Raw genomic sequence first — 23,679 nt, 5'->3', positions numbered from 1 at the left:
GGAGGGGGCTGCGTGGGCGTGGGCGGAATGTCCGTCCACAGCTCGGCTTCGGCTCCGGCCGGCGTGCTGTTCTGCCAGTGGATGCCGTGATAGAGGAACAGCCCGAGCAAGACGTGCATCAGCAGCGCGAACGCGAACGCGCGCCCGGTGCCGCGCTCGCGAGGCGGTTGCAGCGGATAGACGGACTGCTTGCGGTTCATTGCGATTTGACGAGCAGGCCCACGCGCTTCACGCCGCGTGCCTTCAGGTCGGACATCACGTTCATGACGGCTTCGTACTGCACGCTTTTGTCGGCGGCGATCACCACCGGCTGGTCGGGATGCGACACCTCGCGTTCGGTCACGAAGGTGGCCAGGTCGGCGCGCGTCATCTGCTGTTCCTGCGAGCCGCCGGCGTCGTCCTTGTAGCGCACGCTCATCTTGCCGTCGCCGCGGATGTTGACGACGACAGGCGGCGTCTGCTGCTGAGGCGCGGCACCGCCGACGGTCGGCAGATTCACGATCGAAGGCGCGACGAGCGGGGCCGTGACCATGAAGATGACGAGCAGAACCAGCATCACGTCGATATACGGCACGACGTTGATGTCGGCCATCGCGCGGCGGGAACGGCCGCCGCGCATGCTGGAGCGATTGGTTGAGCCGGCCATCGCGTACTCCTTAATGCGCCTGGCGCTGCAAGATGTTCGAGAACTCTTCGATGAACGTTTCGAAGCGGATCGCAAGGCGATCGATGTCGTGCGCGTAGCGGTTGTAGGCGACGACAGCCGGGATCGCGGCGAACAGGCCGATGGCGGTGGCCGTCAGCGCTTCCGCGATGCCGGGCGCGACGTTCGCGAGCGTTGCCTGCTGCACGTTCGCGAGGCCGCGGAACGCGTTCATGATCCCCCAGACCGTACCGAACAAACCGATGTAAGGGCTCACCGAGCCGACCGACGCGAGGAACGCGAGGTTGGCCTCGAGCACATCCATTTCGCGTTGGAACGCGGCGCGCATCGCGCGGCGCGCGCCGTCGAGGATTGCACCCGGATCGTTGATCCGCCGCTCCTTGCCCTTCAGGAACTCGCGCATGCCCGACTCGAAAATCCGTTCGAGGCCGCCGATCGTATGGCGATTGTTCGCGGCGCTTTGATACAGCGCCTGCAGGTCGCCGCCCGACCAGAAATCGCGCTCGAATTGCTCAGTTTGCGCCCGCGCGCGCCGGATGGCAAACCACTTGCGAAAGATGAACGTCCACGACATCAGCGACAGCAGGAGCAACAGCCCCATCACCGCTTGCGCGAGCACGCTCGCATTGAGGACCAGGGAAACGATCGATAAGTCTTGTGCGTTGTTCATAAAGGATAAGCTTATGCGTCAGAACGGGCAGGGCTTGCTTGCAAGGCGCGAACAGGGTTTTAGTCGGCCATTTGAAAGCGCCGCCGCTTGAACGCCCAACCCCGCTTGATATCGATCGGCACGATACAAGTTCTTGGACGTAGTCACAACGGACATCAGGCATTTGTCGTTGACATGCCGGCTTCGGATACGTGCGAATCACCGCGCAGCGCATCCGCCACGGAACGCGGCAGCGCGACGGGCTTGAGCGTGCCATATTCGACGCAGCCGACGCGGATCGTGCCCACGGCTAAGACGTCATCACCTCGACGCGCTTCTTGCACGAACCCGACGCTCGCTTTGCCGAGCCGCTCGATGCGGCTGGCGATCGTCAACAAGTCGTCCAGGCGCGCGGGCGCGCGGTACTGCACGGCTGTTTCGCTGACGACGAACAGGATTTTGCATTCGCTCGCGAGTTGGTGCTGGTCGATGCCGCGCGCGCGAAGCCATTCGGTGCGCGCCCGCTCGAAAAACTTCAGATAGTTGGCGAAAAAGACGATGCCGCCTGCGTCGGTGTCTTCGTAGTAGACGCGGACCGGCCAATCGAAGCGGGATGGCACGCCGCGGCAGGTGGTGCTCTGGTTCATGGCCGGGCATTTTACCGGAACCCGCGCGCCTGTCTCGAAATCGCATAAAACTTCCCCAATTGCCTATTGGCGTCGCTTCCAATAAACTAGCGCGCTCATCCCTGTGTGACTGGCGATAGAACCCTCCGGGGTCAAGGTGGAACGACCCACCGTGAAGCGCAGGGTGCCGTTTTGCCGTTCGCCTGGGCAGCCGAGTATCGCGCGCCGTCGTTCGCGTCGCCTGCGGTTGTCTCGCCCGCGTAACGGAATCCTCCGCCACGTCAGGGCTGGCTTGCCGCCAGTAGCGCAAGCGTACGATCAGTACGTGTCCCGCGCACGATTCGGCGAACCTGTTTACCCTTAACGGAACGCGTATGTTTGACAGAGCCCAAAGCACGATCGCCAACGTCGATCCCGAGATCTGGAACGCCATCCAGCAGGAGAACCGCCGCCAAGAGGAGCACATCGAGCTCATCGCGTCGGAAAACTACACGAGCCCGGCCGTGATGGCTGCGCAAGGCTCGCAGCTTACCAACAAGTACGCCGAGGGTTATCCGGGCAAGCGCTATTACGGCGGCTGCGAATATGTCGATGTCGTCGAGCAACTGGCGATCGATCGCGTGAAGGCGCTGTTCGGTGCGGAAGCGGCGAACGTGCAGCCCAATTCCGGCTCACAAGCGAACCAGGGCGTGTTTTTCGCAATGCTCAAGCCCGGCGACACGATCATGGGCATGAGCCTCGCCGAAGGCGGCCACCTGACGCACGGCTCGCCCGTGAACATGTCGGGCAAATGGTTCAACGTGATCAGCTATGGCCTGAACGCGGCCGAAGACATCGATTACGACGCGGCCGAGAAGCTCGCGCAGGAGCACAAGCCCAAGCTGATCGTGGCCGGCGCTTCGGCATTTGCGCTCAAGATCGATTTCGAGCGTCTGGCGAAGATCGCGAAGTCGGTCGGCGCTTACCTGATGGTCGACATGGCGCACTATGCCGGCCTGATCGCGGCCGGCGTTTATCCGAATCCGGTGCCGCACGCCGATTTCGTCACGACGACGACGCACAAGAGCCTGCGCGGCCCGCGCGGCGGCGTGATCCTGATGAAGGCGGAGTTCGAGAAGCAGATCAATTCGGCGATCTTCCCCGGCATTCAAGGCGGCCCGCTGATGCATGTGATCGCCGGCAAGGCCGTTGCGTTCAAGGAAGCGGCTTTGCCCGACTTCAAGGCCTATCAGCAGCAAGTGGTGGAAAACGCGCGCGTGCTGGCTGAAACGCTCGTCAAGCGCGGCCTGCGCATCGTCTCGGGGCGCACGGAAAGCCACGTGATGCTCGTCGACCTGCGTGCGAAGAAGATCACGGGTAAGGCTGCCGAGGCAGTGCTCGGCGCGGCGCATATCACGGTCAACAAGAATGCGATTCCGAACGACCCCGAAAAGCCGTTCGTCACGAGCGGTATCCGCCTCGGTTCGCCGGCGATGACGACGCGCGGCTTCGGCACGAAGGAAGCCGAGCAAGTGGGCAATCTGATCGCCGACGTGCTCGACAACCCTGAAGACGCCGCAACGATCGAGCGCGTGCGTGCTGAAGTGGCCGAGCTGACGAAGCGGTTCCCCGTCTATCGTTGATCGGCCATGCGCTGCCCCTTCTGCCGGCACGAAGATACGCAGGTCGTCGACTCGCGCGTATCGGAGGACGGCGCCGCGATCCGGCGGCGCCGTCGCTGCCCAGCCTGCGACAAACGTTTCACGACGTACGAGCGGGTTGAGCTGACGCTGCCGGCGGTCGTCAAGAAGGATGGCACGCGTAGCGAGTTCGACCGCCGCAAGATTGCCGCAAGCATGCAGCTGGCGCTGCGCAAGCGTCCGGTTTCCGCCGAGGCGATCGATGCGGCGGTGGCTCGCATCGAGTATCAGCTTCTGGGCAGCGGAGAGCGTGAAGTGCGCAGCGAGCGGCTTGGCGAGCTCGTGATGAACGAGTTGCTGCAGCTCGATAAGATCGCCTACGTTCGATTCGCCTCGGTCTACCGACGCTTTGAAGACGTGTCCGATTTCGAAGACGTGATCGAGGAATTTCGCCGGCCAAGGCCCGAGAAGCCCGCACGCAAACGTTGATCGGCGCGGCTTCACGCTGCGCGTTGTTCGATTCTCTCGCTGCATCAATCCCTCCTTTCCCTCTCTCATCCACCACCCGAAACGACGCGTCATTGTCGAGCGGCGGCGCGCATGTGCGCCACCTGGCCGAACGGCAGATGTTCGCGCGCTCGCTCCCACGATAGATTGGCGCCGTGCCGATCAAGGGAGTGGTGGGACATGCAAGTCGTATTCAAGTGCGAACGTAGCAGGCGGATCCGGCAGCGCGCGCGATTGCGCCGCGGTGGGTTCTCGCTCGTCGAGTTGCTCGTCGTCACGGCGCTGGTGGCGTCGAGCGCGATGGCGGTTACGCCCGTGCTCTCCACGTGGCAGGCGCGCGATCGTGTCGATGGCGCGGCCAGGGCGCTGCTCGCCAGCCTCACGCTCGCGCGCGGCGAGGCAATCGCTCGTGGAGCGCGCGTGGTCGTATGTCCCGCCGATGCGCGCGCGCAGTGCCTGCCCAAAGGGCACGTTTGCGAGCGTGCATTGCGCGGCTGGTCGTGCGGTTGGATGGTCGTCGTCGAACAAGGGCCCGGTGGCCGTGTTCTGCGTGTCCATCGGCGTATGTCGGGCGTATCGATCGCCGCGGCTGCCCCCGCTATCGAGTTCACGCCGCCTGCGGGGCAAGTGATCGGCGGGTTTCGCAAGATCGAATTCACCGCGGCAGGTGTGAACGCTAGTGGGCCGCAGAGCGCGTCATCGAGTCGCTGCATTCGCGTCGCCGCCGGCGGTAGAGCGCGGCTCGAACGCGGCGCTTGCAGCGGGCGGGCGCGCGCATGAGTGGCAGTTGCCTGTCCGAGCGGCGAGACGACGGTTCTTCGTTGCTCGAAGTGCTGATCGCGTTGTCGCTTCTGGCGAGCGCCATTTTGGGCGCCGCGGCGGCGCAGCTTGCGGCGCTGCGTAGCGCCGATACGCAGACGCATCGCGAGCAGGCGGCGTGGATTGCCCAATCGATTGCTGAAAGCCTGTCTTTCCCGGAGCGACCTGCGTCGTGGGTAGCCCATGTGCAAGCGCGCGCAGCCCGCGTATTGCCGGGCATACATGTGTCGATTTCCGACGAAGCGCGCGATGCCGGTGCGCTCGTCGTCGAGTGGGGGCATCGTCCTGGCTCATTCGGGCGCGGACGATCGCCGGGACTCGCGTCGTGCCCTCCCGCCGATGACAGTGGGCTTTCGCCTTGCATCGCGCTGCCCTTCGCGAGCCGCTGATCATGGCACGCGATCAGGCGCCGCAGCGCGCGTTGCAACGTCAGAGCGGGCACACGCTGCTCGAATGGCTCGTCGCGTCGGCGTTGGGACTCGTCGTGCTCGCCGGTACGTTGACGCTCTATCGCTCGCAGCGCGAGACGTTCATCCGATCGGCGGACGCCGCATCGATGCGCGAAGCCGGCGCCGCTGCGCTGATCGTCATCGGTCAACACATCCAGATGGCCGGCTATGCGCCTGTCGATCGGCCGCCGCTGCGCGCACGCGTGATGCCGGGCGTGTTCGGTTGCCAGTCCGCACGGCCCGTTGCCGGCGGCGTATATGGTGAGCCTCGCTGCGCGCTTGCTTCATCCGATGCGGATGAATCCGATGCGATCGTCGTGCGCTACGCCGACGACGGCGTGGCGACCTGGCGCAACCGGTCGGGCCAGCCGACCGATTGCCTGGGCCAGGGCGTCGAGCGCGAGGGCGAATACGCCGTGATCGTCAATCAGTTCTATGCCGCGCTGCCGTCGGGGCGCGAGGAGCCCGAACTCTACTGCTTCGGCAATGGGCATGCCACGCCGCAGCCGATCGTCGAGGGCATCGAGCGCCTGACGCTTCGGTATTGGCTGCGCGGCGCGGCCGAGCCGGCCGGCGCCGGAGAGATCGATGGCGCGCAATGGAGCAACGTCGTGGCGGTCGATCTGTGCGTCGTCGTTCGTGGCAGGCGCGCCAATGCAGCCAAGACGTTCGTCGATTGCGATGGCAGGCGCGTCGCGAGCCCGGATGGACGAGGCCGGCTTTCTTTGTCGCGCCACCTGGTGCTGCGTAACCACGAAGAGCGTGTCTTTTGACGGCGAAGCCAGCCGATCCCGCGAGGACGCTTCGACCGGCCAGCCGTGCGGGCCGCGCGCTGCGTGCTCGGGCCGTTGGCCGTCCGGGCGTTGCGGCCGGCTGGCCGGTTCGTGCCACGTCCTGCAAGCATTGCGGCATCGTGCTGCCGGGCGCGCTGATGCTCGCGTCGATGATGCTGACGACCTCGGCCGTCTGGCTCGAAGCGTCGATCGCCCAAATGCGCCACGCCGCAAATGTGCATGAGCATCTGCGTGCGGCTCACGCGGCGGATAACGCCCTTGCGCTGTGCGCCGAAGCTTTACGCGCCGGTATCGCGCCTGTGCTGCTCACGAGGTCCGGAGAGCCGCCGCAATGGAGCAGGCCCGGGGCCTTCGACGGGCCAGGGGCATACGAGCCCGCGCCTTCGTGGCCCGGATCGGCGCGAGCGCCTCAGTGCGTCATCGAGACAGGGCTCGTTGAAGGCAGCGCCGATACGCGCACCTATTGGATCACGTCGCGCGGGTTCGGGGTCAACGAGGCCGTGCAGGCTCGGGTCCAGCTCATGATCGTCCGCGACGAAAAGCGGGAAGCCCGTGAAGGCGGGGAAGGCCGGGAAGGTCGCGAACGAAGCGCCTGGCGGCGCATCGTGACGGATGCTGAGGCTGGGAGCACATGATGGCGCGAGCCTATGCGATGACCTCGAAGGTTCAGGCCGTGGCTGTCGAGTGCCGAGCATGGTGCGCACGCAACCCTTGCGTGCTGCGAGCGTCGCGATGTCTCCGCCCGCTTGCGCGCGGCGCGCGTATGGAGGGGCCGCCAGCCAGCGGCTTTTCGCTGCTGGAACTGATCGTCGCCCTCGCGATGATGGCTGTGCTGGCAGCGTATGGCGTACCGACTTACGTTGCCTACGCGGCCCGTGGCCATCGGGTCGATGCGGTCGTCGCGTTGCACCAAGCCGCGCAGCATGTTAGCGCCATCGCCGCCGACCCGACGGCGAGGCGTGCATTGCCAGCGGATCTCGCGCGTACGCCCGCGCACGGGCGTGCTGTCTATCGACTCGAACTCGTCTGGTTCAACGATCGTGGCGGAAATTACGAGATTCAGGCGATACCGGTGGAGGGGGGACCCATGGCGGGCGACGCGTGTGGAACCTACGTGCTCGATGGGTTGGGTGCGCGCTCGAATCGGATGGCGCGGACCGAAAGCGCCAATGCGCATGCGTGCTGGCTCGGTCGGCCGCCCTGATGCGCGACGCTAACGCAGCGCTTGCGCCCTTGTCCGCTTGACACGAGGCCCCGCGAGCGCCGGTGCCGCTACTCGTCACTCGTCGTTTGGCGCTTCCATCTCCGGCTCGTGCCGCGCGCGCGAGAGCTGGCCCCAGACCCGAAATGCCGCCCAGCCGGCCGCGCCGAGGGCGCCCCATTTGAGCAGCGGTTTCGCGCCCGCAGCGATGGTGGCGCGCAGCGGCTTGGTCAACACCAGCGAGGCGATCGAGCTGACGAGTGGATGATTGAACACCCAGTCGCTGAGCGTGGCGTTCACGCCGCGAGTCGTCCCCTTGCTACGGACCCGTCCGAGACCGGGCACGAGGAGCCTGAGCCAGCTCAGATTGCCGAGCTTGCGATGCAGCTCCGCGCGAGCCTGTACGAATTCCGAGCGTTCGACTTCGGCGCGCAACAGCAGCAACTCTTTGCGAACCGCGCGCATCTGCGGGGTGCTCGCATCGCGAACCGGAGACCTGCGATGTGCCGGATGTGACGATGAGGGTTGGTTCATAGGGGGCGAGTGTGAGTGCGTCCTATAAGGTCGAGTAGGCGGCCGATCGATGCGGCCGGCTACCGCGTTCGCTTGATGCCGCCGCCGGTGCTCACGGTTCGCGGAACATCTCCCGATCCTTCTCGAACTCGTGCAGTGTAGCCTCGAACACGATCGGCGCCGAATGCAACCCGGCCCGGGCGCGCAGCGCACAGATCAGGGCGCCCAGTGCATAGACGCCGGTCAGGGCGGCGAGGACCTGCCAACGGTAACTGTCCCAGAAGGCGACGGCGATCAACGCGGTCAGCGTGATCAGCGCCAACATCGCGAACGTGACGGCGACGAGCCCGAGAAAAATGACGGCGACGATCCGGTCGCGTTCCTCGGCAAGCTCGACTCCGATCAATTCGAGCCGGCTGTGCATCAGCGAGAATATCGACGCGATCATGCGGCGCAACGGCCCGTGGCTGGGATGCGACGAAGGGTTATCGTTTGGCATGGATTGGCGAGAAAGCATGCAGTGCGACAGCCGGCAACGGCCCCGTCGAGTGAAATCGCTTTCACTCGACGCGGAGCCGGTCCGGCAAAAGCCCGCGCGCAGAAAGGGCGCGAGCCGCCTTCAGCGCGAGCGCGCTTACTTGCGGTTGATCAGCAAACCGACGACCACGCCGATGCCCGCCGCAACGCCGATGGCTGTCCAAGGGTGCTCGTGAACGTAGTCGTCGGTGGCGCGCACGGCCTTCTTGCCTTTTTCTACAACGACGACCTGCACGTCCGCAGCCTTTTCCCTCGCTTGCTTCAGACGGCTCAATGCCGTTTCGCGAAGTTCCGACGCGCGCTCGCCAGTCGCGCTCGCGGCTTGTTTCAACAGATCCTCGGCATCCGCGAGGACGGTTTTGATATCGGACATCAATCTCTCCTTGTTGACTTCTGACATGAGTGCCCCCTTTTCATTCCACGCGTGCATCGTATCAAAGATAGGCCGGTTGGCGGCGCACCGCAGCATGGCAAACATCCCGCATGAATCGTTCCCGATGCGCGCGCCATCAGCATGCGCGCCCCATCGCGCGAAGTGATGATCTGAGTCAAGAGGTCGAAAGTGTCGCGTGGCCGGGACGAAATTACAAACGGTCGGAAGCCGGAGAGCGCCGCGCGCGCAAGAGAAAATCGAAGCGGCCGGCGACCGCACCGCCTTCGACGAGGGCGGCGCGGCTGCCTTCGCTGTTGCTTTGATTGGTTAGAAGAATGCCTGAATGCCCGTCTGTGCGCGACCGAGGATCAGCGCGTGAATGTCGTGCGTGCCTTCGTACGTGTTGACGACTTCGAGATTAACGAGATGTCGTGCGACGCCGAACTCGTCCGAGATCCCGTTGCCGCCGAGCATGTCGCGCGCGAGCCGTGCGATATCGAGGGCTTTGCCGCACGAGTTGCGTTTCATGATCGACGTGATTTCGGTGGCGGCCGTGCCTTCGTCCTTCATGCGGCCGAGCCGCAAGACGCCCTGCAAGCCGAGCGTGATTTCGGTCTGCATGTCGGCCAACTTCTTTTGAATCAGTTGGTTTGCCGCCAGCGGGCGTCCGAACTGCTTGCGGTCGAGCACGTATTGTCGCGCCGTGTGCCAGCACGCTTCGGCCGCCCCGAGCGCACCCCAGGCGATTCCATAGCGGGCCGAGTTCAGGCAGGTGAAGGGGCCGCGCAGGCCGCTGACTTTAGGCAGCATGTTCTCCTGCGGGACAAAAACCTCGTCGAGCACGATCTCGCCTGTGATCGATGCGCGCAGGCCCACCTTGCCGTGGATGGCCGGCGCCGTCAGGCCCTTCCAGCCTTTTTCGAGAATGAAGCCGCGGATCGTGTCGGCGCCGTCTTCTTCCAGTTTCGCCCAGACGATAAACACATCGGCAATCGGAGAATTCGTGATCCACATCTTCGCGCCCGACAGCGAGTAACCGCCGTCGACCTTGCGCGCTCGCGTGACCATGCTGCCCGGGTCCGAGCCGTGGTTGGGCTCGGTCAGGCCGAAGCAGCCGATCCATTCACCCGTCGCCAGCCTGGGCAGGTATTTCGCCTTTTGCGCGTCCGAGCCGAATTCGAAGATCGGCACCATGACGAGCGACGATTGGACCGACATCATCGATCGGTAGCCCGAATCGACGCGCTCGACTTCGCGCGCGATCAAACCGTAGCTGACATAGTTGAGACCCGGGCCGCCGTAGGTGTCCGGAATCGTCGGACCGAGCAGCCCCAGTTCGCCCATTTCGCGAAAGATCTCGATGTCGGTGCGCTCGTGGCGGAACGCCTCGGTCACACGCGGCAGCAACTTGTCTTGCGCGTAGGCGTGCGCGGCGTCGCGCACCATCCGTTCTTCTTCGGTCAACTGCTGGTCGAGCAGCAGCGGATCGTCCCAATGGAAGCGGGCGGCGTCGGCCATTGTCATCTCCTTTCAATGCTTGATGAGGCTTGACTATGGTTCCGCTATGCGGAACACTGTTTTGCAAATCACGATCGAGTTTAGCATCCACCGATGGCCGCATCCACTGCCGTTTCTTCGCCCGGTTCCGCCGCCCGGCCCTCTGCGTGGCCCGATGATGTCGACGAGCGCAAGTTCGTCGTCGCACTTGCACGCGGGCTCGAGTTGTTGCGCGCGTTCCGGCCCGGCGACACGCTGCTCGGCAATCGCGATTTCGTGGCGCGCACCGGCTTGCCGAAAGCGACCGTCAACCGGCTCGCCTATACCTTGACCGTGCTCGGCTATCTGCGCTTTGACGAAGCGCTCGGCAAGTACGCGCTCGATGCCGGCGTGCTTTCGCTCGGCTTCGGGCTGTTGGCCGGCACGGACACGCTCGAACTCGCGCGTCCGCATATGCGCGCGCTGGCGCGCGAGGTCGGCGCAGCCGTTTCGCTGGGCTGCCGCGACGGGCTGGACATGATCTATCTGGAGACGATTCGCAGCGAGACGGCGCTGACGCTGGGCCTGGCGTCGGGTTCGCGCTTGTCGATGCTGACGAGTTCGATGGGGCGCGCCTACCTTGCCGTCATCGGCGAGGACGAACGCAATGCCCTCTTCGCGGAACTCGCGCAAGCAGCCGGGAAGGGACAGGCCGGCGCCGGGCTCGCGCAGGCGGCGCGGCGCGAGATCGAGGCGTTCGCACGGGACGGCTGCTGCTTTTCCTTTCGCGATTGGCACGAGGACGTCAACGCCGTGGCTGTGCCGTTTCGCGATCCGCGCGACGGTCGCTGGCTCGTCTTGAGCTGCAGTGGGCCGGCGTCGTCGATGGGGGAGGACGTTTTTCGCGAGCGCGTCGCGCCGCGGCTGCGTGCGCTGGCGCGGCGGCTCGGACAGTCGCGTTGAAGCGGTACCAAAGCGTCGGTGGGCGTGGGGCGGCAGCAGCAGGAACCGGACGGAGCGTTTAGCGCTCGGCGCAGACTTTCTTCGGTTCGAACAGCGGGCCTTGGACGAAGCGCGCGCCGAACTGCTGCAGCGAATCGAACTGCGTTTCATTCGCGACGCGATCGAAGATCAGGGGAATGCCGAGCCGGTTGGCGTAGCTGAGCAGCGGCTTGGCCATCGCATCGCGTAGCACGGCGCCGCCGTCGATCTTGATGAAGTCGAGGCGGGCCATGTCGGACACCGACAAGATGTGCCCCGCATTGGGCAGGTTGCCCGCCACCTTGAAGCCGTAGCGCTGGTAGCTGTTGACGAGATAGCCGAGAAACGTGCGATGCGCAACGGCGACGCTCGGCAATTCGATCGTGACGCGCGACGGGTTAAGCCCGAATCCCATCAGCACAGAGGAAAAGTGCTGTCCATGATCATATTTGACGCTCTTGAGCAGCCGCTCGTGCACCCGTAGGAACAGCATGCCGTGTCGCTGCGCGCCGAAGAAGTTGATCGCATGAAGCGTGCGCGCCAGGCGATCGAGGACCACGAGTTCCCGATCGTCTGCGACCGTGTCGAATGGATCGAACAGCTCGTCGTCAGCGCGTTCGGTCAGCGCTTGAAACCCCAGTTCGTCGCCGAAACGGTCCGCGCAGTCGGGCGACGACCAAAGGGTCTGGAACCCATTCATGCTGACGTCGAAGATCGGCTGATACGCACTCTCGAGCCGCACCGCTCGAAACTGTGCGAACGCGGTTCCCTCGCGCATATCGAGCGATATGTGCTCGCGCAGGGAAGGGTGATCGGTGGCTCGCTCAACGAGCGCGGGAATGTCGGGCGAAATCATGGGGAAGTGAAAGGCACGCAGCGACGATAGTAGCAGGCTGCGCGTCATCGGCATCAGCCAAATACTTATAACGACAGTTGCGTCGCTTCTTCCATCGGGGTTTACGTTGTTTTAAACAATCCGTAATTCGTTTTACTATTCGTAAATTCCGGCTTGCGACGGGCGGTCGCAGGATCACGCGCCTGAGAGCCGCGCGCGGGCGCGGCGTGCAATCGCCAGCCGCCGTCTGACGCGCTCGGCGCGACTTTATCGGTTTGTTGCTTTATCGGAGAACTCAACCATGCAGGACGATCCTCGCCGCGATCCGGCGCCCGGCTATCAGACGGGTTTCGCGAACGAATTCGCCACCGAGGCGCTGCCCGGGGCGCTACCCGTCGGCCGCAATTCGCCGCAGCGCGCGCCGTACGGGCTCTATGCCGAGCAGCTCTCGGGCACTGCGTTCACGGCGCCGCGGGCGCATAACCGCCGCAGCTGGCTCTATCGCATTCGCCCCGCGGCCGTGCATCGACCGTTCGAGCCGTTCACGCCCGCCGCCGGCGCACGGCCGGCCAGCGCGGACGCGCCGCGGCTTGTCGCCAACTTCGCCGATACGCCGCCGACGCCGCCCAACCAACTGCGTTGGAACCCGCTCCCGATGCCCGCCGCGCCGACCGATTTCGTCGAAGGTCTCGTCACGATGGCCGGCAACGGGGCAGCCGAAGCGATGTCGGGCTGTGCGATCCATCTGTATGCGGCCAACCGGTCGATGCAGGATCGCTTCTTCTACAACGCCGACGGCGAACTCCTGATCGTGCCGCAGGAAGGGCGTCTCAGGATCGCGACCGAAATGGGCGTGCTCGATCTCGAGCCGTTCGAAATCGCGGTCGTGCCGCGCGGCGTGCGCTTTGCCGTAACGCTCGTCGACGGCAGCGCACGCGGCTATGTTTGCGAAAACTTCGGCGCGTTGCTGCGTCTACCCGATCTCGGGCCGATCGGCTCGAACGGCCTCGCCAATCCGCGCGATTTCCTGACGCCGCATGCCGCCTATGAGGATCGCGAGGGCAGCTTCGAACTCGTCGCCAAGCTCAACGGCCGGCTGTGGCGCGCCGATATCGGCCATTCGCCGCTCGACGTCGTCGCCTGGCACGGCAACTATGCGCCCTACAAGTACGACTTGCGCCGCTTCAACACGATCGGTTCGATCAGCTACGATCATCCGGATCCGTCGATTTTCCTCGTGCTGCAATCGCAAAGCGACACGCCCGGCGTCGACGCGATCGACTTCGTCATCTTCCCGCCGCGTTGGCTCGCGGGCGAGGATACGTTCCGCCCGCCCTGGTTTCATCGCAACGTCGCGAGCGAGTTCATGGGTCTCGTGCATGGCGCCTACGATGCGAAGGCCGAAGGCTTTCTCCCCGGCGGCGCGAGCCTGCACAACTGCATGTCGGGGCACGGCCCCGACGCCGATACGTTCGAAAAGGCGTCGGCAAGCGATACGTCCAAGCCGCAGAAGGTGGCCGACACGCTCGCGTTCATGTTCGAAACCCGCACGCTGCTCAAGCCGACCCGGTTCGCACTCGACAGCGCCGAGCTGCAGGCCGATTACTTCGAATGCTGGCAGGGTCTCGAGAAACATTTCAACGCGGAGCAGCAATGAGCAGGGTGAGTGATCTTTCCAGCGGGCTCGCCGCGACGCGCGATCCGGCCAAACGTAGCTGGCTTGCTTCGGCCAACGATCCGGCCTGCGATTTTTCGATTCAAAACCTGCCGTTCGGCATCTTCAGCGATACGCGCAATCGCTCGGCGCGCGCGGGCGTGGCGATCGGCGATGCGATCGTCGATCTGGCCGCGTTGCAAGCCGCCGGGCTGTTGACGCTCGATGCCGGTCAGCTCGACGTATTCGCGCAACCTTCGTTGAACGCGTTTATCGCGCTCGGTCGCGACGCATGGCGTAGCGTGCGCGTGCAGGTCTCGCAACTGCTCGATGCGGGCTGTGCGACGTTGCGCGACGACGCGGCGCGCGCGCGGCAGGTGCTCGTGCCGATGCGCGACGCGACGATGCATTTGCCCGTCGACATTCCCGGCTACACCGATTTCTATTCGTCGAAGGAACATGCGACGAACGTCGGCTCGATGTTCCGCGATCCGAAGAATGCGCTGCTGCCGAACTGGTCGGAGATGCCGATCGGCTATAACGGCCGTGCGTCGTCGGTCGTCGTCAGCGGTACCCCCGTGCGCCGGCCGATGGGACAACTGAAGCTGGCCGATCAGGAGCGCCCGATCTATGGCGCCTGCCGCAAGCTCGACATCGAACTCGAGACGGGCTTTATCGTCGGGCGCGGCAACGCGCTGGGCGAACCGATCGCCTGCGGCGAGGCCGAGGACCATATCTTCGGGATGGTGTTGCTCAACGACTGGAGCGCCCGTGATATCCAGCAATGGGAATACGTTCCGCTCGGCCCGTTCAATGCGAAGACGTTCGCTACGACGATTTCGCCGTGGATCGTGACGCTCGACGCGCTGGAGCCGTTCCGCGTCGCCCAGCCCGAGCAGCGTCCCGAGCCGCTGCCGTATTTGCGGCACGCGGGCGCGCACGCATTCGACATCTCGCTCGAGGTGCGGCTGCGCCCGGAAGGCTCGGATGCGGCCACCACGATCTCGCGCACGAACTTCAAGTACATGTACTGGACGATGGCGCAGCAACTCGCGCATCACACGGTCTCGGGATGCAACACGCGGGTGGGCGATCTGATGGGCTCGGGCACGATCAGCGGACCCACGCCCGATTCGTTCGGCTCGTTGCTCGAACTGACCTGGAACGGGGCGCGGCCGCTCGCGCTCGAAGGCGGCGGCACGCGCACGTTCATCGTCGATGGGGACGAGCTGACGCTGGCGGGCTGGTGCCAGGGTGAAGGGTATCGGGTCGGGTTCGGCACGTGCGTCGGCGCCATCACTCCGGCGCTTGGCGTGAGCGAAAGCGAAAGCGGAAGCAGCAAAGCGATTTGAGCGGGAGGGCAGGCCGGACGCTGGGTCGCGACGACGCAGTGCGGGGATGAACAACGTTCGTCCTTGATTCTTCGTCGATGTGTCCTCGATTACGGCGCTGTCCCGCCCGCCTCGTCGCCGGACGCCACCGCTTCGCCGTGACGTCCGGCGCCTGCCGCGAACCGCGCAGCACCCGCGACGCCTTCGTCGAGCAGGGCGCGATAGCCGCCGGCCCCTTCTCTGCGCAGCGCTTCGGCGATATCGTCAAGCCCGCTGTTTTCGATCGCGGAGCAGCGATCGGCAAGCAGCGCCGCCTGTGGAAACGCCGCCAACTGCGCGGCGAGCGCTTCGGCGGCTTGTCGCGACGTGCCTTTTGGCACGATCCGATTGGCGAGTCCCAGCGCGAGCGCCTCGGCCGCATCGACGGGCCGGCCCGTCAAGATCAGATCGAGCGCGCGCGACAGGCCGATCAGGCGCGGAAGGCGGATCGTGCCGCCGTCGATCAGCGGGACGCCGAAACGCCGGCAAAACACGCCGAGCACGGCGTCTTCTTCCATCACGCGCAAATCGCACAGGGTGGCCAGCTCCAGGCCGCCCGCGACGGCGTGGCCCGCGATTGCCGCAATCACGGGCTTGGCGAGCATCATGCGCGTGGGCCCCATCGGCCCCGGCCCGCTGCCGTCGGGCCTGACCTCGTTGCGGCGCTGCGGCTCGCTCACGGCGGTCAGATCGGCGCCTGCACAGAAGGTGCCGCCCGCGCCGAACAGCACGCCGACACGCCACTGCGGCTCCCCTTCGAACCGTGCGAAGGCGGCCGCGAGCGCCGTCGCGGTAGGGCCATCCACGGCGTTTCGGCATTGCCGCCGATCGAGCACGATTGTTGCGACGCCGTCGGAGCGTGCGTCGAGCGTCACATGCGGGCCAAAGCTTTCCACCATGATGCGTCCCTCGCGATGGGACAAGAGCCGGTGCAGAAATCAGACGAAAGTGTCATTTTTGTCACGGCTTTGTCATGATCGAACGATAGTCTGCGCGGTTTCCTCGGTGATGCGACCGCCGGGGGCCGGCGCACAGGCGCCAGGCAGTTCAACAATCATACGTTCGTCATGTCCACGTCCGCATTCACTCATGCGGTTGCTCTCGCTCCCTCGATCGGGCCCGGCCCGATCTGGCTGGTGCCGCTCGCCAATCATCCCTACTACGACCACGTGCGGCTCAAGCGCGTCTTCGAGGACGATCAAAGCCGTCACTGTGTCGTGATCGTCGATGCGCGCAAGCTGCTCGCATGCGCCGATCGCGACGACACCGACTATGTGCTGCCGCCCGTCGGCAACTGGCACAGCGGCAAGGTGAAGGGGATCCGCGAGTTTCTCGATCCCGAGAACGACCGGATTCCCGCCATGCCGTACGTGACCGTCGAAACGCGACGCCGGGGCGGTTTGCTAGGCTGGCTCGGGTTCAAACGCGAAGGCGTCGTCGGATTCCGCAACGGGCAGCATCGCGCGCGTTACCTCGTCCATGCCGGCGCGGTCGCGTTCCCGGTCGAGGTCCATGAACGCGAAGCCGCTTTGCTGACCGCCTGGTGTGGCTTCGACCCCGCGCCGCCGCCGGCCGGGGCACAGGCCGTTGCCTCGGCGCCATCGGCGCAATGACGTAGGGATCGATGAGGCCCGACGCGCGCTGGTGCCGAAAGGGCTTGCGCGCCCGCACAAATGGGGCAATGATCGGCAATCCCGTCGCCGCACCGCACCATTTCGTCAAGCGAAGCATCTCGTGCAGATGCGGTCGGGCGCATGCTTTTCCCGGAAACCCTCATCGCTTAGCCCCATGTTCAGCACAGAGTCATCGATCCCTTGCCCCGACGTCGTCTCGCTCGACGCAATCCTCCCCGAAGAACCGTTGTTGATGATGGGTGCCGGGCCCGTGCCGATTCCGGCGGCCGTCGCCAAGGCAAACGCCATCGTCATCAATCACCTCGGTGCGACGATGTCGAAGGTGATCGGGCAGGTGAAGGACATGGCGCGCTACGTTTTTCAGACGCGCTCGAAGTGGGTGCTCGGCGTGGCGGGCCCGGGTTCGGCCGCGATGGAAATGGCGATCTCGAACCTGGCGTGGTCCGGCACGCGCGTGCTGTCGATCAAGAACGGGTTCTTCAGCGCGCGCATGGCGGAGATGGCTAAACGCTGCGGCGCTCACGTCGCAACGCTCGATGTCCCGGACCGCGCGGTCGCGAGTCTGGCCGAGGTTGAGCAGGCGCTGGCGCGCGAGCGGCCGGAAGTCGTCACGATCGTGCAGGGCGAGACGTCCAACACCGTCTGGAACCATCAACTGAAGGACATCGCGGCGCTGGCCAAGGCGGCCGGTGCGCTCGTCGTCGTGGATGCGGTTTGCACGCTCAGCACGATGCCGCTCGAAATGGATGCCTGGGGTATCGACGCCGTGATCACGGGCGGGCAAAAGGGGCTGTCGTCGATTCCGGGCGTCTCGCTGATCGCGTTTTCGGAGGCCGCCTGGCAACGCCTCAAAACGCGCGACCAGGCCAACGCGCACTGGTGCCTCGACGCGTCGCTCGCGGAGAACTTCTGGCACAACGCGGGCTATCACTACACCGCACCCGTATCGGGCGTGCTCGCGCTGCACGAAGCGTTGCGGCTCGTGTGCGCCGAGACGCTCGAAAAGCGGTTCGCGCGCCACCTCAAATGCTCGCTCGCGTTGCAAGCAGGCGTTTCGGCGATGGGCCTTGCGCTGTTCGCGCCCGAACCGTGTCGCCTCAACTCCGTCGTCGGTATTTCGACGCCCGCGGGGTTGAGCCCGGCCGATGTCTGCGGCCACATCTCGCGTCATCATCAAGTCGAAATCTCGGGTTCGTTCGGCCTGCCGATCGTCCGTATCGGTCAAATGGGCGAACAATGCCGCGAGCACAACCTGTTTCGCACGCTGCATGCACTCGGACGCACGATGCTGGAACTCGGCGCGCGCGTCGATCTGCCGGCCGGCGTCGCGGCGCTCGAACAGTCGCTATCGGAGAACGCGCGCGGACGGTGAGACGGGCGACGCGGCCGGCGGCGCGGCTTACCAGGAGAGGGTCAACAGTGCTGCGCCTGTCAACGCCAGCGCGCCGGACCAGAGCCAGTCGAAGTTGATCCAGCCGCGTCGCAGCATACCGAGGCCGAGATACTCGTAGGCGGCGAAGGCGATCGCCGCGCTCGTGCCCGATGCGACGAGCGTATGGACAAGCGCGACGAGCGCCGTCGGCCCGAGTGCGCCCGACCATCCGCCCTGGGCCGCCGCGCCGCAGATCGGCATCAGCGCCGGGACGAGCATGAGCCCCGCGCCATGGACCGTCGCTGTCCCGGCCGACCACAAAGCGAGTCCGACGAAGCCTGCCGTCATGCCGACGCGCACCTGATGCCGATGGCCGTAGCACAGGTGATAGGCGGCCCATCCGAGCAAGACGATCCCGGTGATCACGCGCAGCGACGCGGCGTGAACGACGAGTCCGAGCGCGAGTGCGGACGACGTGACGGCGAAAATCGACGCGGCGTGCCCAAGCGCAAGCGGCGGCAACGCGGCGACGAGGGCCATGCGGCTGCCGCGCTGCAAGCCCAATGCGGTCGCAAAGAGCCACCCCATGGCCGGATTGACGCCATGAAAGACGCCGCTGCCCAGCACGGAGAGCCAGAGCGTGACAGTGCTGGCGTTCGCGGCCAAGTTCATCGTTCTCGCCCCATGGTTCGTGCTGTTGGCGCCGTTGCGTTGAGCCCGGTTGCGGCGCGCGCAGCGAACGACGTGCTCGCCGCTGCGATCATGGGTAGCAATAGGAATCCGACGAAGCGTCGCCGCCTTCGAGTCGAATCTGATGGGGCCGGTGCGACTTCGGCCATTCCAGATAGAACTCGCGATCGAACGAGAGGCCGCCGCCATCGGGCGCGTCGAGTTTGACCATCCAGCCGTCGATGCCGTCGGGATAGAACTGCTCGTCGATCGCGCCGTAGAGCGAGTTCGTGAAATAGACGCGGCGCCCGTCGCGGCTTACTTCGACCATTTGCGGGCCGCCGTTCAAGGGCTGCTCGCCCGCCCGCGGATGACTCGCGCGCTCGACGATGCCGCCGATCCTGACCGAGCCGACGAGCTCAGGGTGATGCGGATCGGACACATCGTAGCGGCGCATCTCGCCGGTGCCCCAGCAGGCGACGTACAGGTAGCGATCGTCGAGCGACAGTGCGATATCGGTCACGAGCGGCGGTACGGCGCTGAAGCGCTTGAGCATCGGCGGCAGCCGCGCCGGATCGGCAGGTTCGGCCGGTATTTCGATGACCTTGCGCGCGGCCCAGCGATCGCCTTCGCGATACCAGGTCCAAATCGATGCGGACAGATCCTTCAAGCTGATCACCGAGTTGACGAAGCCGTGCGCCTTCGTGGGGTCGTGCGCGGGACGCAGTTCGAAGACGAGCTGGTTTTCCTCGCCGAAATCGATGGTCTGCTTGTGCTTGCGCGTGTTCAGGTCCCAAAAATGCAGCCGATGGCCATACTGGCCGCCGAGCAGTACTTCGGGCACGAGCCCATTCTCGAACGTGGCCGGCAGCCCCCATTCGCTGGAGACGAGCGTGTCGTAACCGAGATGCCACCAGGCATCGTAGGCGAGCTGTTGCGGCCCGCGGTCGATTTCCCATTGGCCGCGAATCTCGAACGTGTCGTGATCCATGAGAAAGATGCCGCCCGGCGCGTCGCCTTCGGCGTTCGCGAGCGAGACCACGAAAATGCCTTGCGGGCCGCAGTGAACGGTGTGAGGGCGCGAGTAGCCGGCTTTGCGCATGACTTCGTCGGGCTCGAGCACGCGCACGATGCGCGGATGCCGCGGATCGGGTTTCGTATCGAGCACGTGGATGCGCGAGCTGCGCAAACCCGGCACGATCAGATAACGCCGTTCGGAATGTGCGTGCGGCGCGTTGGGGCATAAATGCGAGCTGCAAGCATTCCAGCCGAAATGGTGCAATTCATCGCCCGTATTCGGCATAGCGATGCGATCGACGATGTTGCCGTAATCGGGCGAGCCGGGATCGACGTCCACGACGGCGAGTTCATCGGGGACGCGTCGTGTCGGGTCGAAGCTCGCAACATACGCCAGGGTTTCCTTCGGGGCCTGCGCGGCGAGCCGCGCGGAAGGGTAGAACGTCGGATCGGGCTTCCAGGACGACATAGACCTTCCTCTTCTGACGAATAGGATGAGGCGGTTATCGTAGGAGTCGATCGAAGGAAAAGGCAAGAAACAAAATTGAATAAGAATAAAAGAATGCCATCGGGATTTTTATGCGCGACTTAGCCTATCGAATGTGTCGGTTGTTATTTAAAAACGTGCATGGTCAGCGTTTAGCAGACTGCCTTGTTGATCGTTTCAAGGCATTCATTGGCATCGCGACGTGCATGCCGTCGCGCGGCGGCGGTTTTTCCTTGAGAAGACGCCTTTGGCGGCAGCATCGACGATCCCGTCGCCACAGCGCCGGGTGCATGACCCGCCCGCGCCGCCGTTACTGAGCCGATCGGCTCGGGTCGAGCGCGCCGCGGCTGACGACGGCGCGGCTGCGCGTCTGCCGCAGGTACAAGCTGATCGACAGCAGTGCCGCGGCGGCGGCCCCGACGGCCGCCACCAGAAATACCGACGGATAGCCGAATGCGCCCGCGACGTAGCCCGCGAGCGGGCCCATGATGCCGAGCGAAAGATCGAAGAAGACCGAATAGGCGGCCAGCGCCGCGCCGCGGCTGGCAGGCGGGACGAGTTCGACTGCCTCCACGCCGAGCGACGGGAACACAAGCGCGAAGCCGAAGCCCGTGACGGCTGCGCCGACGAGTGCCGCGGACGGTGCGCCGGCGAGCCAGAGCGTCACGAGCCCCGCGCATTCGAATGCGAACGAGACGAGCGCGACGCGGAAGCCGCCATAGGTGCGGATGGCGTTGGCGAATAACAGCCGCGCGCCGACGAAGAACGAACCGAACAGCGTCAGCGCGAGCGCGGCGTGCGACCAGCCGCGTGCCGCGTAGTAGAGCGCGATGAAGGTCGCAATCGAACCGAACCCGGCGGTGCCGAGCGCGAGTCCGACGCCGTGCGGCAGCACGCGGACAAACACGCTTGCATAGCCCATGCGTTCGCCATGCACGAGCGGAACCGCCTCGAGCCGGCGCGCGAGCACATAGCCGATCGCCGCGAGCGCCACGGTGGCGACGCCGAGGGACCACGGCCCCAGCGCATGGGCGAGCGTCGCGCCGACGGGGGCGCCGATCGCGAGTGCGCCATAGGTGGCGATGCCGTTCCATGAAATCACGCGTGCGTTGTGCGTGGCGCCGACGCGCCCGATGCCCCACAGAATCGCGCCCGTGCCGACGCAGCTTTCGCCAAACCCCAGCGCGAAACGGCTCGCCACCATGACGCAGAGGCTGACGGCCGGCCAGGCGCGGCACGCCACGGCCGCCGCCAGCAGGGCGCCCGAGAGGCCGCAGGCGGCCAGTCCGATTCCCACCGTGCGTTTCGGGCCGAGCGTGTCGGAGAACCGTCCGGCGTGCGCGCGCGAAAACAAGGTCGCCGCGTACTGCACGCTGACAGCCGCGCCGGCCAGCACGGAGCCCAGCCCGAGCTCGCTTTGCACAAAGCCCGGCAACACTGGCAGCGGCAGGCCGATGATCAGGTAGCAAATGAACGTGAAGAAGACGATGGGGACGATTTGCGCCGTGGCGGCGCGATCGGACAAGGCAGGCGAAGCGGCAGCGGACATGGGCTCGATGCGATAACGGGGCCGGCGACTGTGCTAGGGAAAACCACAGTTGAAGCAGGGCCGGCTCTGTGAAATGACCCGGCATTGTCTCATGGAACCGGTTTCTGCGCAGTGCCGCATCGCGCACGCCGCGCATTCGAAAAGCGCCATATCGGCGCAAGAATATGAGCGGCATGTCACGCCGCCTATGGGTTGCACATATTGGTGGTGATAGCTTTGGATCGAACGATAAAACCCGCGAGCCTTCAGGTTTCCCGCCTTCACGACCATGAGCCAACCGATCCGCTTTTATCACCGCAACGCCATCCGCGAAGTCAGCGATGCGCCCGTCACCCGTACGGTCCTGCAATACCTGCGCGAGGACGCGCACTGCACGGGGACGAAGGAGGGCTGCGCCGAAGGCGACTGCGGCGCCTGCACCGTCGTCGTCGCCGAACGTGATCCCGCTGGCGGTCTGCGCTTCTCGGCCGTCAATGCCTGTATACAGTTCCTGCCGACACTCGACGGCAAAGCGCTATTTACGGTCGAAGACCTGCGGCAGCCCGATGGCTCATTGCATCCGGTGCAACAGGCGATGGTTGAGTGCCATGGGACGCAGTGTGGCTTTTGCACGCCCGGTTTCGTCATGTCGATGTGGGCGCTTTACCGCAAGCATGGCGCGGAGGGTGCCGCGGCGCTCGGCCATGTGCCGCCGTGCGCGGGCGGCGACATAGCCACGGAAGGCGCGGAAGGCCATGGGTGCGCCGCGCACTGCCCGCCGTCGCGTCAGGAAATCGCCGATGCGCTGACCGGCAACCTGTGCCGTTGCACGGGGTACCGCCCCATTATCGACGCCGGCGAACGGATGTTCGAATTGCCGAGGCCGGGGGCGCCGATCGACGTTGCCGCACTGGATAGGACGCTTGCGACGCTCCTGCGCGACGAGACGTTTCATTACGAGCACGGCGGCGCTGCGTTCAATGCGCCGCAAACGGTCGAGGCGCTCGCGGCGCTGAAGGCTGAACGGCCCGCGGCGCGGTTGCTCGCCGGCAGCACGGACGTCGGCCTTTGGGTCACGAAGCAGATGCGCGCGCTCGACGACATCGTCTACGTCGGCCGCATCGCCGAACTGCAACGGATCACGACCACAGGCGAATGGATCGAGATCGGCGCGGGCGTGACGGTCGAGCGCGGCTATGCAGAACTGGCGCGCCACTATCCGGAACTCACGGAGATGTGGAAGCGTTTCGCGTCGCTGCCGATCCGCAACGCCGGCACGCTCGGCGGCAACGTGGCAAACGGCTCGCCGATCGGCGATTCGATGCCGGGACTCATCGCGCTCGGCGCCCGCGTGGTGTTGCGCGGCGGCGAGATCGAGCGCGAACTGGCGCTCGAGGATCTCTACCTCGCCTATCAGAAGAAGGACATGGCCGAGCATGAGTTCGTGCTGGCACTGAAAGTGCCGACGCGCACGGGCGCGCGCGCAGCGTTGCAGTTCCGCACCTATAAGCTGTCCAAGCGTTTCGATTCCGATATCTCGGCGGTTTGCGCAGCCTTCGCGTTCATTGCCGAAGGCGACACGATTCGTTCACCCCGGATTGCATTCGGCGGCATGGCAGCGACGCCCAAACGCGCGACCCACGCCGAAGCCGTGCTGGCCGACGCGAACTGGCACGAAGCGACGGCGCAAGCGGCGATGCAAGCGCTGGCGCGCGACTACGCGCCGCTGTCGGACATGCGCGCGACCCACGAATACCGGCTGCAGACCGCCCAGAATCTGCTCTACCGCTTCTGGCTCGAGACGCGGGCCAACGATCCACTGCCGCCTGAGGCGTTGAACGTGCGGATGGTCGATCTGGAGACGTCGGCCTGAGCGCCCGCGGTCGCCAGGCCCGACGACCCGAC

Annotated in this window: 26 protein-coding genes and 1 riboswitch; of the genes, 13 read left to right on the top strand and 13 right to left on the bottom strand. The window is 65.3% G+C overall.

Features of this window, described 5'->3' with window-relative positions; all coding sequences use genetic code 11:
• The 4 genes from C0Z19_RS05825 to ybgC form a co-directional block, all read right to left on the bottom strand.
• On the bottom strand, positions 1-200 hold a 200-nt coding region (locus C0Z19_RS05825; RefSeq protein ID WP_146012004.1), incomplete at its 3' end, for a cell envelope integrity TolA family protein.
• Positions 197-646 carry a protein TolR gene (gene tolR, locus C0Z19_RS05820; RefSeq protein ID WP_102608821.1) on the bottom strand — a complete coding sequence of 150 codons (450 nt, stop codon included), beginning with the start codon at positions 644-646 and terminating at the stop codon, positions 197-199. The genes C0Z19_RS05825 and tolR, both read right to left, overlap by 4 nt.
• Positions 647-656: 10 nt before the next feature.
• Positions 657-1,334: a protein TolQ gene (tolQ, locus tag C0Z19_RS05815; RefSeq protein ID WP_102608820.1), complete on the bottom strand. Its 678-nt coding sequence runs from the start codon at positions 1,332-1,334 to the stop codon at positions 657-659.
• A gap of 155 nt (positions 1,335-1,489) precedes the next feature.
• A complete protein-coding gene (gene ybgC, locus C0Z19_RS05810) occupies positions 1,490-1,960 on the bottom strand; it encodes a tol-pal system-associated acyl-CoA thioesterase (RefSeq protein ID WP_102608819.1) in 471 nt (156 codons plus the stop codon).
• 95 nt (positions 1,961-2,055) lie between these two features.
• Positions 2,056-2,155: riboswitch (ZMP/ZTP riboswitch) on the top strand.
• A 158-nt stretch (positions 2,156-2,313) separates the two neighbouring features.
• On the opposite strand from ybgC, the gene glyA reads away from it, so the two are divergent.
• The 7 genes from glyA to C0Z19_RS05770 all read left to right on the top strand — a co-directional run bounded on the left by glyA (position 2,314) and on the right by C0Z19_RS05770 (position 7,331).
• Positions 2,314-3,561, top strand: coding sequence for a serine hydroxymethyltransferase (gene glyA / locus C0Z19_RS05800; RefSeq protein WP_102608818.1), 1,248 nt, complete (start codon positions 2,314-2,316; stop codon positions 3,559-3,561).
• A 6-nt stretch (positions 3,562-3,567) separates the two neighbouring features.
• Positions 3,568-4,047: a transcriptional regulator NrdR gene (gene nrdR, locus C0Z19_RS05795; protein WP_102608817.1), complete on the top strand. Its 480-nt coding sequence runs from the start codon at positions 3,568-3,570 to the stop codon at positions 4,045-4,047.
• Between the two features lie 198 nt (positions 4,048-4,245).
• Positions 4,246-4,845 (top strand): GspH/FimT family pseudopilin, encoded by a 600-nt coding sequence (locus C0Z19_RS05790; RefSeq protein ID WP_102608816.1) that lies wholly within the window; start codon positions 4,246-4,248, stop codon positions 4,843-4,845.
• Positions 4,842-5,273: a hypothetical protein gene (locus tag C0Z19_RS05785; protein WP_146012003.1), complete on the top strand. Its 432-nt coding sequence runs from the start codon at positions 4,842-4,844 to the stop codon at positions 5,271-5,273. The genes C0Z19_RS05790 and C0Z19_RS05785 overlap by 4 nt, the downstream gene beginning before the upstream one ends.
• A 2-nt stretch (positions 5,274-5,275) precedes the next feature.
• Positions 5,276-6,106, top strand: coding sequence for a PilW family protein (locus tag C0Z19_RS05780; protein ID WP_102608814.1), 831 nt, complete (start codon positions 5,276-5,278; stop codon positions 6,104-6,106).
• A complete protein-coding gene (locus C0Z19_RS05775; RefSeq protein WP_102608813.1) occupies positions 6,103-6,762 on the top strand; it encodes a pilus assembly protein in 660 nt (219 codons plus the stop codon). The genes C0Z19_RS05780 and C0Z19_RS05775 overlap by 4 nt, the downstream gene beginning before the upstream one ends.
• A 17-nt stretch (positions 6,763-6,779) precedes the next feature.
• Entirely contained in the window at positions 6,780-7,331 is a 552-nt protein-coding gene (locus C0Z19_RS05770) for a type IV pilin protein (RefSeq protein WP_233196017.1), read from the top strand.
• A 75-nt stretch (positions 7,332-7,406) separates the two neighbouring features.
• Here the strand turns inward: C0Z19_RS05770 and C0Z19_RS05765 are convergent, their stop codons facing one another.
• The 4 genes from C0Z19_RS05765 to C0Z19_RS05750 form a co-directional block, all read right to left on the bottom strand.
• Complete coding sequence (locus tag C0Z19_RS05765; RefSeq protein ID WP_233196016.1) at positions 7,407-7,793, bottom strand: DUF3318 domain-containing protein; 387 nt, start codon at positions 7,791-7,793, stop codon at positions 7,407-7,409.
• 160 nt (positions 7,794-7,953) lie between these two features.
• A complete protein-coding gene (locus C0Z19_RS05760) occupies positions 7,954-8,340 on the bottom strand; it encodes a phage holin family protein (protein WP_425330234.1) in 387 nt (128 codons plus the stop codon).
• 135 nt (positions 8,341-8,475) lie between these two features.
• A complete protein-coding gene (locus C0Z19_RS05755; RefSeq protein WP_102608866.1) occupies positions 8,476-8,778 on the bottom strand; it encodes an ElaB/YgaM/YqjD family protein in 303 nt (100 codons plus the stop codon).
• 300 nt (positions 8,779-9,078) lie between these two features.
• Positions 9,079-10,269 carry an acyl-CoA dehydrogenase gene (locus tag C0Z19_RS05750; protein ID WP_102608810.1) on the bottom strand — a complete coding sequence of 397 codons (1,191 nt, stop codon included), beginning with the start codon at positions 10,267-10,269 and terminating at the stop codon, positions 9,079-9,081.
• A gap of 93 nt (positions 10,270-10,362) precedes the next feature.
• Here C0Z19_RS05750 and C0Z19_RS05745 point away from each other — a divergent pair, with 93 nt between their 5' ends.
• The gene (locus tag C0Z19_RS05745) at positions 10,363-11,190 is read left to right on the top strand and encodes an IclR family transcriptional regulator (protein ID WP_102608809.1); all 828 of its coding nucleotides are present in this window, start codon (positions 10,363-10,365) and stop codon (positions 11,188-11,190) included.
• Positions 11,191-11,248: 58 nt separating this feature from the next.
• Here the strand turns inward: C0Z19_RS05745 and C0Z19_RS05740 are convergent, their stop codons facing one another.
• Entirely contained in the window at positions 11,249-12,064 is an 816-nt protein-coding gene (locus C0Z19_RS05740) for an EAL domain-containing protein (protein WP_102608865.1), read from the bottom strand.
• Positions 12,065-12,344: 280 nt separating this feature from the next.
• Here C0Z19_RS05740 and hmgA point away from each other — a divergent pair, with 280 nt between their 5' ends.
• Positions 12,345-13,700, top strand: a complete 1,356-nt coding sequence (hmgA, locus tag C0Z19_RS05735) for a homogentisate 1,2-dioxygenase (protein ID WP_102608808.1) — start codon at positions 12,345-12,347, stop codon at positions 13,698-13,700.
• Positions 13,697-15,049: a fumarylacetoacetase gene (fahA, locus tag C0Z19_RS05730; protein ID WP_233196015.1), complete on the top strand. Its 1,353-nt coding sequence runs from the start codon at positions 13,697-13,699 to the stop codon at positions 15,047-15,049. Before hmgA ends, fahA begins: the two co-directional genes overlap by 4 nt.
• An 89-nt stretch (positions 15,050-15,138) precedes the next feature.
• On the opposite strand, the gene C0Z19_RS05725 is transcribed toward fahA, so the two are convergent.
• Positions 15,139-15,966 (bottom strand): crotonase/enoyl-CoA hydratase family protein, encoded by an 828-nt coding sequence (locus tag C0Z19_RS05725; protein ID WP_102608806.1) that lies wholly within the window; start codon positions 15,964-15,966, stop codon positions 15,139-15,141.
• A 168-nt stretch (positions 15,967-16,134) separates the two neighbouring features.
• On the opposite strand from C0Z19_RS05725, the gene C0Z19_RS05720 reads away from it, so the two are divergent.
• A complete protein-coding gene (locus C0Z19_RS05720) occupies positions 16,135-16,680 on the top strand; it encodes a plasmid fertility inhibition factor family protein (protein WP_233196014.1) in 546 nt (181 codons plus the stop codon).
• A gap of 175 nt (positions 16,681-16,855) precedes the next feature.
• Positions 16,856-18,073, top strand: coding sequence for a pyridoxal-phosphate-dependent aminotransferase family protein (locus tag C0Z19_RS05715; protein WP_102608805.1), 1,218 nt, complete (start codon positions 16,856-16,858; stop codon positions 18,071-18,073).
• Between the two features lie 27 nt (positions 18,074-18,100).
• Here the strand turns inward: C0Z19_RS05715 and C0Z19_RS05710 are convergent, their stop codons facing one another.
• The 3 genes from C0Z19_RS05710 to C0Z19_RS05700 form a co-directional block, all read right to left on the bottom strand.
• Entirely contained in the window at positions 18,101-18,745 is a 645-nt protein-coding gene (locus C0Z19_RS05710; protein ID WP_102608804.1) for a hypothetical protein, read from the bottom strand.
• An 88-nt stretch (positions 18,746-18,833) separates the two neighbouring features.
• Positions 18,834-20,228 (bottom strand): selenium-binding family protein, encoded by a 1,395-nt coding sequence (locus C0Z19_RS05705; protein WP_102608803.1) that lies wholly within the window; start codon positions 20,226-20,228, stop codon positions 18,834-18,836.
• Positions 20,229-20,556: 328 nt separating this feature from the next.
• Positions 20,557-21,795: an MFS transporter gene (locus C0Z19_RS05700; protein WP_102608802.1), complete on the bottom strand. Its 1,239-nt coding sequence runs from the start codon at positions 21,793-21,795 to the stop codon at positions 20,557-20,559.
• Positions 21,796-22,063: 268 nt separating this feature from the next.
• On the opposite strand from C0Z19_RS05700, the gene xdhA reads away from it, so the two are divergent.
• Entirely contained in the window at positions 22,064-23,647 is a 1,584-nt protein-coding gene (gene xdhA / locus C0Z19_RS05695) for a xanthine dehydrogenase small subunit (protein WP_102608801.1), read from the top strand.
• Positions 23,648-23,679: the final 32 nt, after the last annotated feature.

This window comes from Trinickia soli, assembly GCF_002879855.1.
In the GTDB taxonomy this organism is placed as follows: domain Bacteria; phylum Pseudomonadota; class Gammaproteobacteria; order Burkholderiales; family Burkholderiaceae; genus Trinickia; species Trinickia soli.
Note: the sequence above shows the minus strand (reverse complement) of the source record. Positions and strands in the feature narration are given on the sequence as shown.

What these genes read in the sequence shown, in the direction of transcription:
- tolR (WP_102608821.1), bottom strand. Translation starts at nt 646, where the DNA reads ATGGCCGGCTCAACCAATCGCTCCAGCATGCGCGGCGGCCGTTCCCGC.
- tolQ (WP_102608820.1), bottom strand. Translation starts at nt 1,334, where the DNA reads ATGAACAACGCACAAGACTTATCGATCGTTTCCCTGGTCCTCAATGCG.
- ybgC (WP_102608819.1), bottom strand. Translation starts at nt 1,960, where the DNA reads ATGAACCAGAGCACCACCTGCCGCGGCGTGCCATCCCGCTTCGATTGG.
- glyA (WP_102608818.1), top strand. Translation starts at nt 2,314, where the DNA reads ATGTTTGACAGAGCCCAAAGCACGATCGCCAACGTCGATCCCGAGATC.
- nrdR (WP_102608817.1), top strand. Translation starts at nt 3,568, where the DNA reads ATGCGCTGCCCCTTCTGCCGGCACGAAGATACGCAGGTCGTCGACTCG.
- C0Z19_RS05790 (WP_102608816.1), top strand. Translation starts at nt 4,246, where the DNA reads ATGCAAGTCGTATTCAAGTGCGAACGTAGCAGGCGGATCCGGCAGCGC.
- C0Z19_RS05785 (WP_146012003.1), top strand. Translation starts at nt 4,842, where the DNA reads ATGAGTGGCAGTTGCCTGTCCGAGCGGCGAGACGACGGTTCTTCGTTG.
- C0Z19_RS05780 (WP_102608814.1), top strand. Translation starts at nt 5,276, where the DNA reads ATGGCACGCGATCAGGCGCCGCAGCGCGCGTTGCAACGTCAGAGCGGG.
- C0Z19_RS05770 (WP_233196017.1), top strand. Translation starts at nt 6,780, where the DNA reads ATGACCTCGAAGGTTCAGGCCGTGGCTGTCGAGTGCCGAGCATGGTGC.
- C0Z19_RS05765 (WP_233196016.1), bottom strand. Translation starts at nt 7,793, where the DNA reads ATGCGCGCGGTTCGCAAAGAGTTGCTGCTGTTGCGCGCCGAAGTCGAA.
- C0Z19_RS05760 (WP_425330234.1), bottom strand. Translation starts at nt 8,340, where the DNA reads ATGCCAAACGATAACCCTTCGTCGCATCCCAGCCACGGGCCGTTGCGC.
- C0Z19_RS05755 (WP_102608866.1), bottom strand. Translation starts at nt 8,778, where the DNA reads ATGTCAGAAGTCAACAAGGAGAGATTGATGTCCGATATCAAAACCGTC.
- C0Z19_RS05750 (WP_102608810.1), bottom strand. Translation starts at nt 10,269, where the DNA reads ATGGCCGACGCCGCCCGCTTCCATTGGGACGATCCGCTGCTGCTCGAC.
- C0Z19_RS05745 (WP_102608809.1), top strand. Translation starts at nt 10,363, where the DNA reads ATGGCCGCATCCACTGCCGTTTCTTCGCCCGGTTCCGCCGCCCGGCCC.
- C0Z19_RS05740 (WP_102608865.1), bottom strand. Translation starts at nt 12,064, where the DNA reads ATGATTTCGCCCGACATTCCCGCGCTCGTTGAGCGAGCCACCGATCAC.
- hmgA (WP_102608808.1), top strand. Translation starts at nt 12,345, where the DNA reads ATGCAGGACGATCCTCGCCGCGATCCGGCGCCCGGCTATCAGACGGGT.
- fahA (WP_233196015.1), top strand. Translation starts at nt 13,697, where the DNA reads ATGAGCAGGGTGAGTGATCTTTCCAGCGGGCTCGCCGCGACGCGCGAT.
- C0Z19_RS05725 (WP_102608806.1), bottom strand. Translation starts at nt 15,966, where the DNA reads ATGGTGGAAAGCTTTGGCCCGCATGTGACGCTCGACGCACGCTCCGAC.
- C0Z19_RS05720 (WP_233196014.1), top strand. Translation starts at nt 16,135, where the DNA reads ATGTCCACGTCCGCATTCACTCATGCGGTTGCTCTCGCTCCCTCGATC.
- C0Z19_RS05715 (WP_102608805.1), top strand. Translation starts at nt 16,856, where the DNA reads ATGTTCAGCACAGAGTCATCGATCCCTTGCCCCGACGTCGTCTCGCTC.
- C0Z19_RS05710 (WP_102608804.1), bottom strand. Translation starts at nt 18,745, where the DNA reads ATGAACTTGGCCGCGAACGCCAGCACTGTCACGCTCTGGCTCTCCGTG.
- C0Z19_RS05705 (WP_102608803.1), bottom strand. Translation starts at nt 20,228, where the DNA reads ATGTCGTCCTGGAAGCCCGATCCGACGTTCTACCCTTCCGCGCGGCTC.
- C0Z19_RS05700 (WP_102608802.1), bottom strand. Translation starts at nt 21,795, where the DNA reads ATGTCCGCTGCCGCTTCGCCTGCCTTGTCCGATCGCGCCGCCACGGCG.
- xdhA (WP_102608801.1), top strand. Translation starts at nt 22,064, where the DNA reads ATGAGCCAACCGATCCGCTTTTATCACCGCAACGCCATCCGCGAAGTC.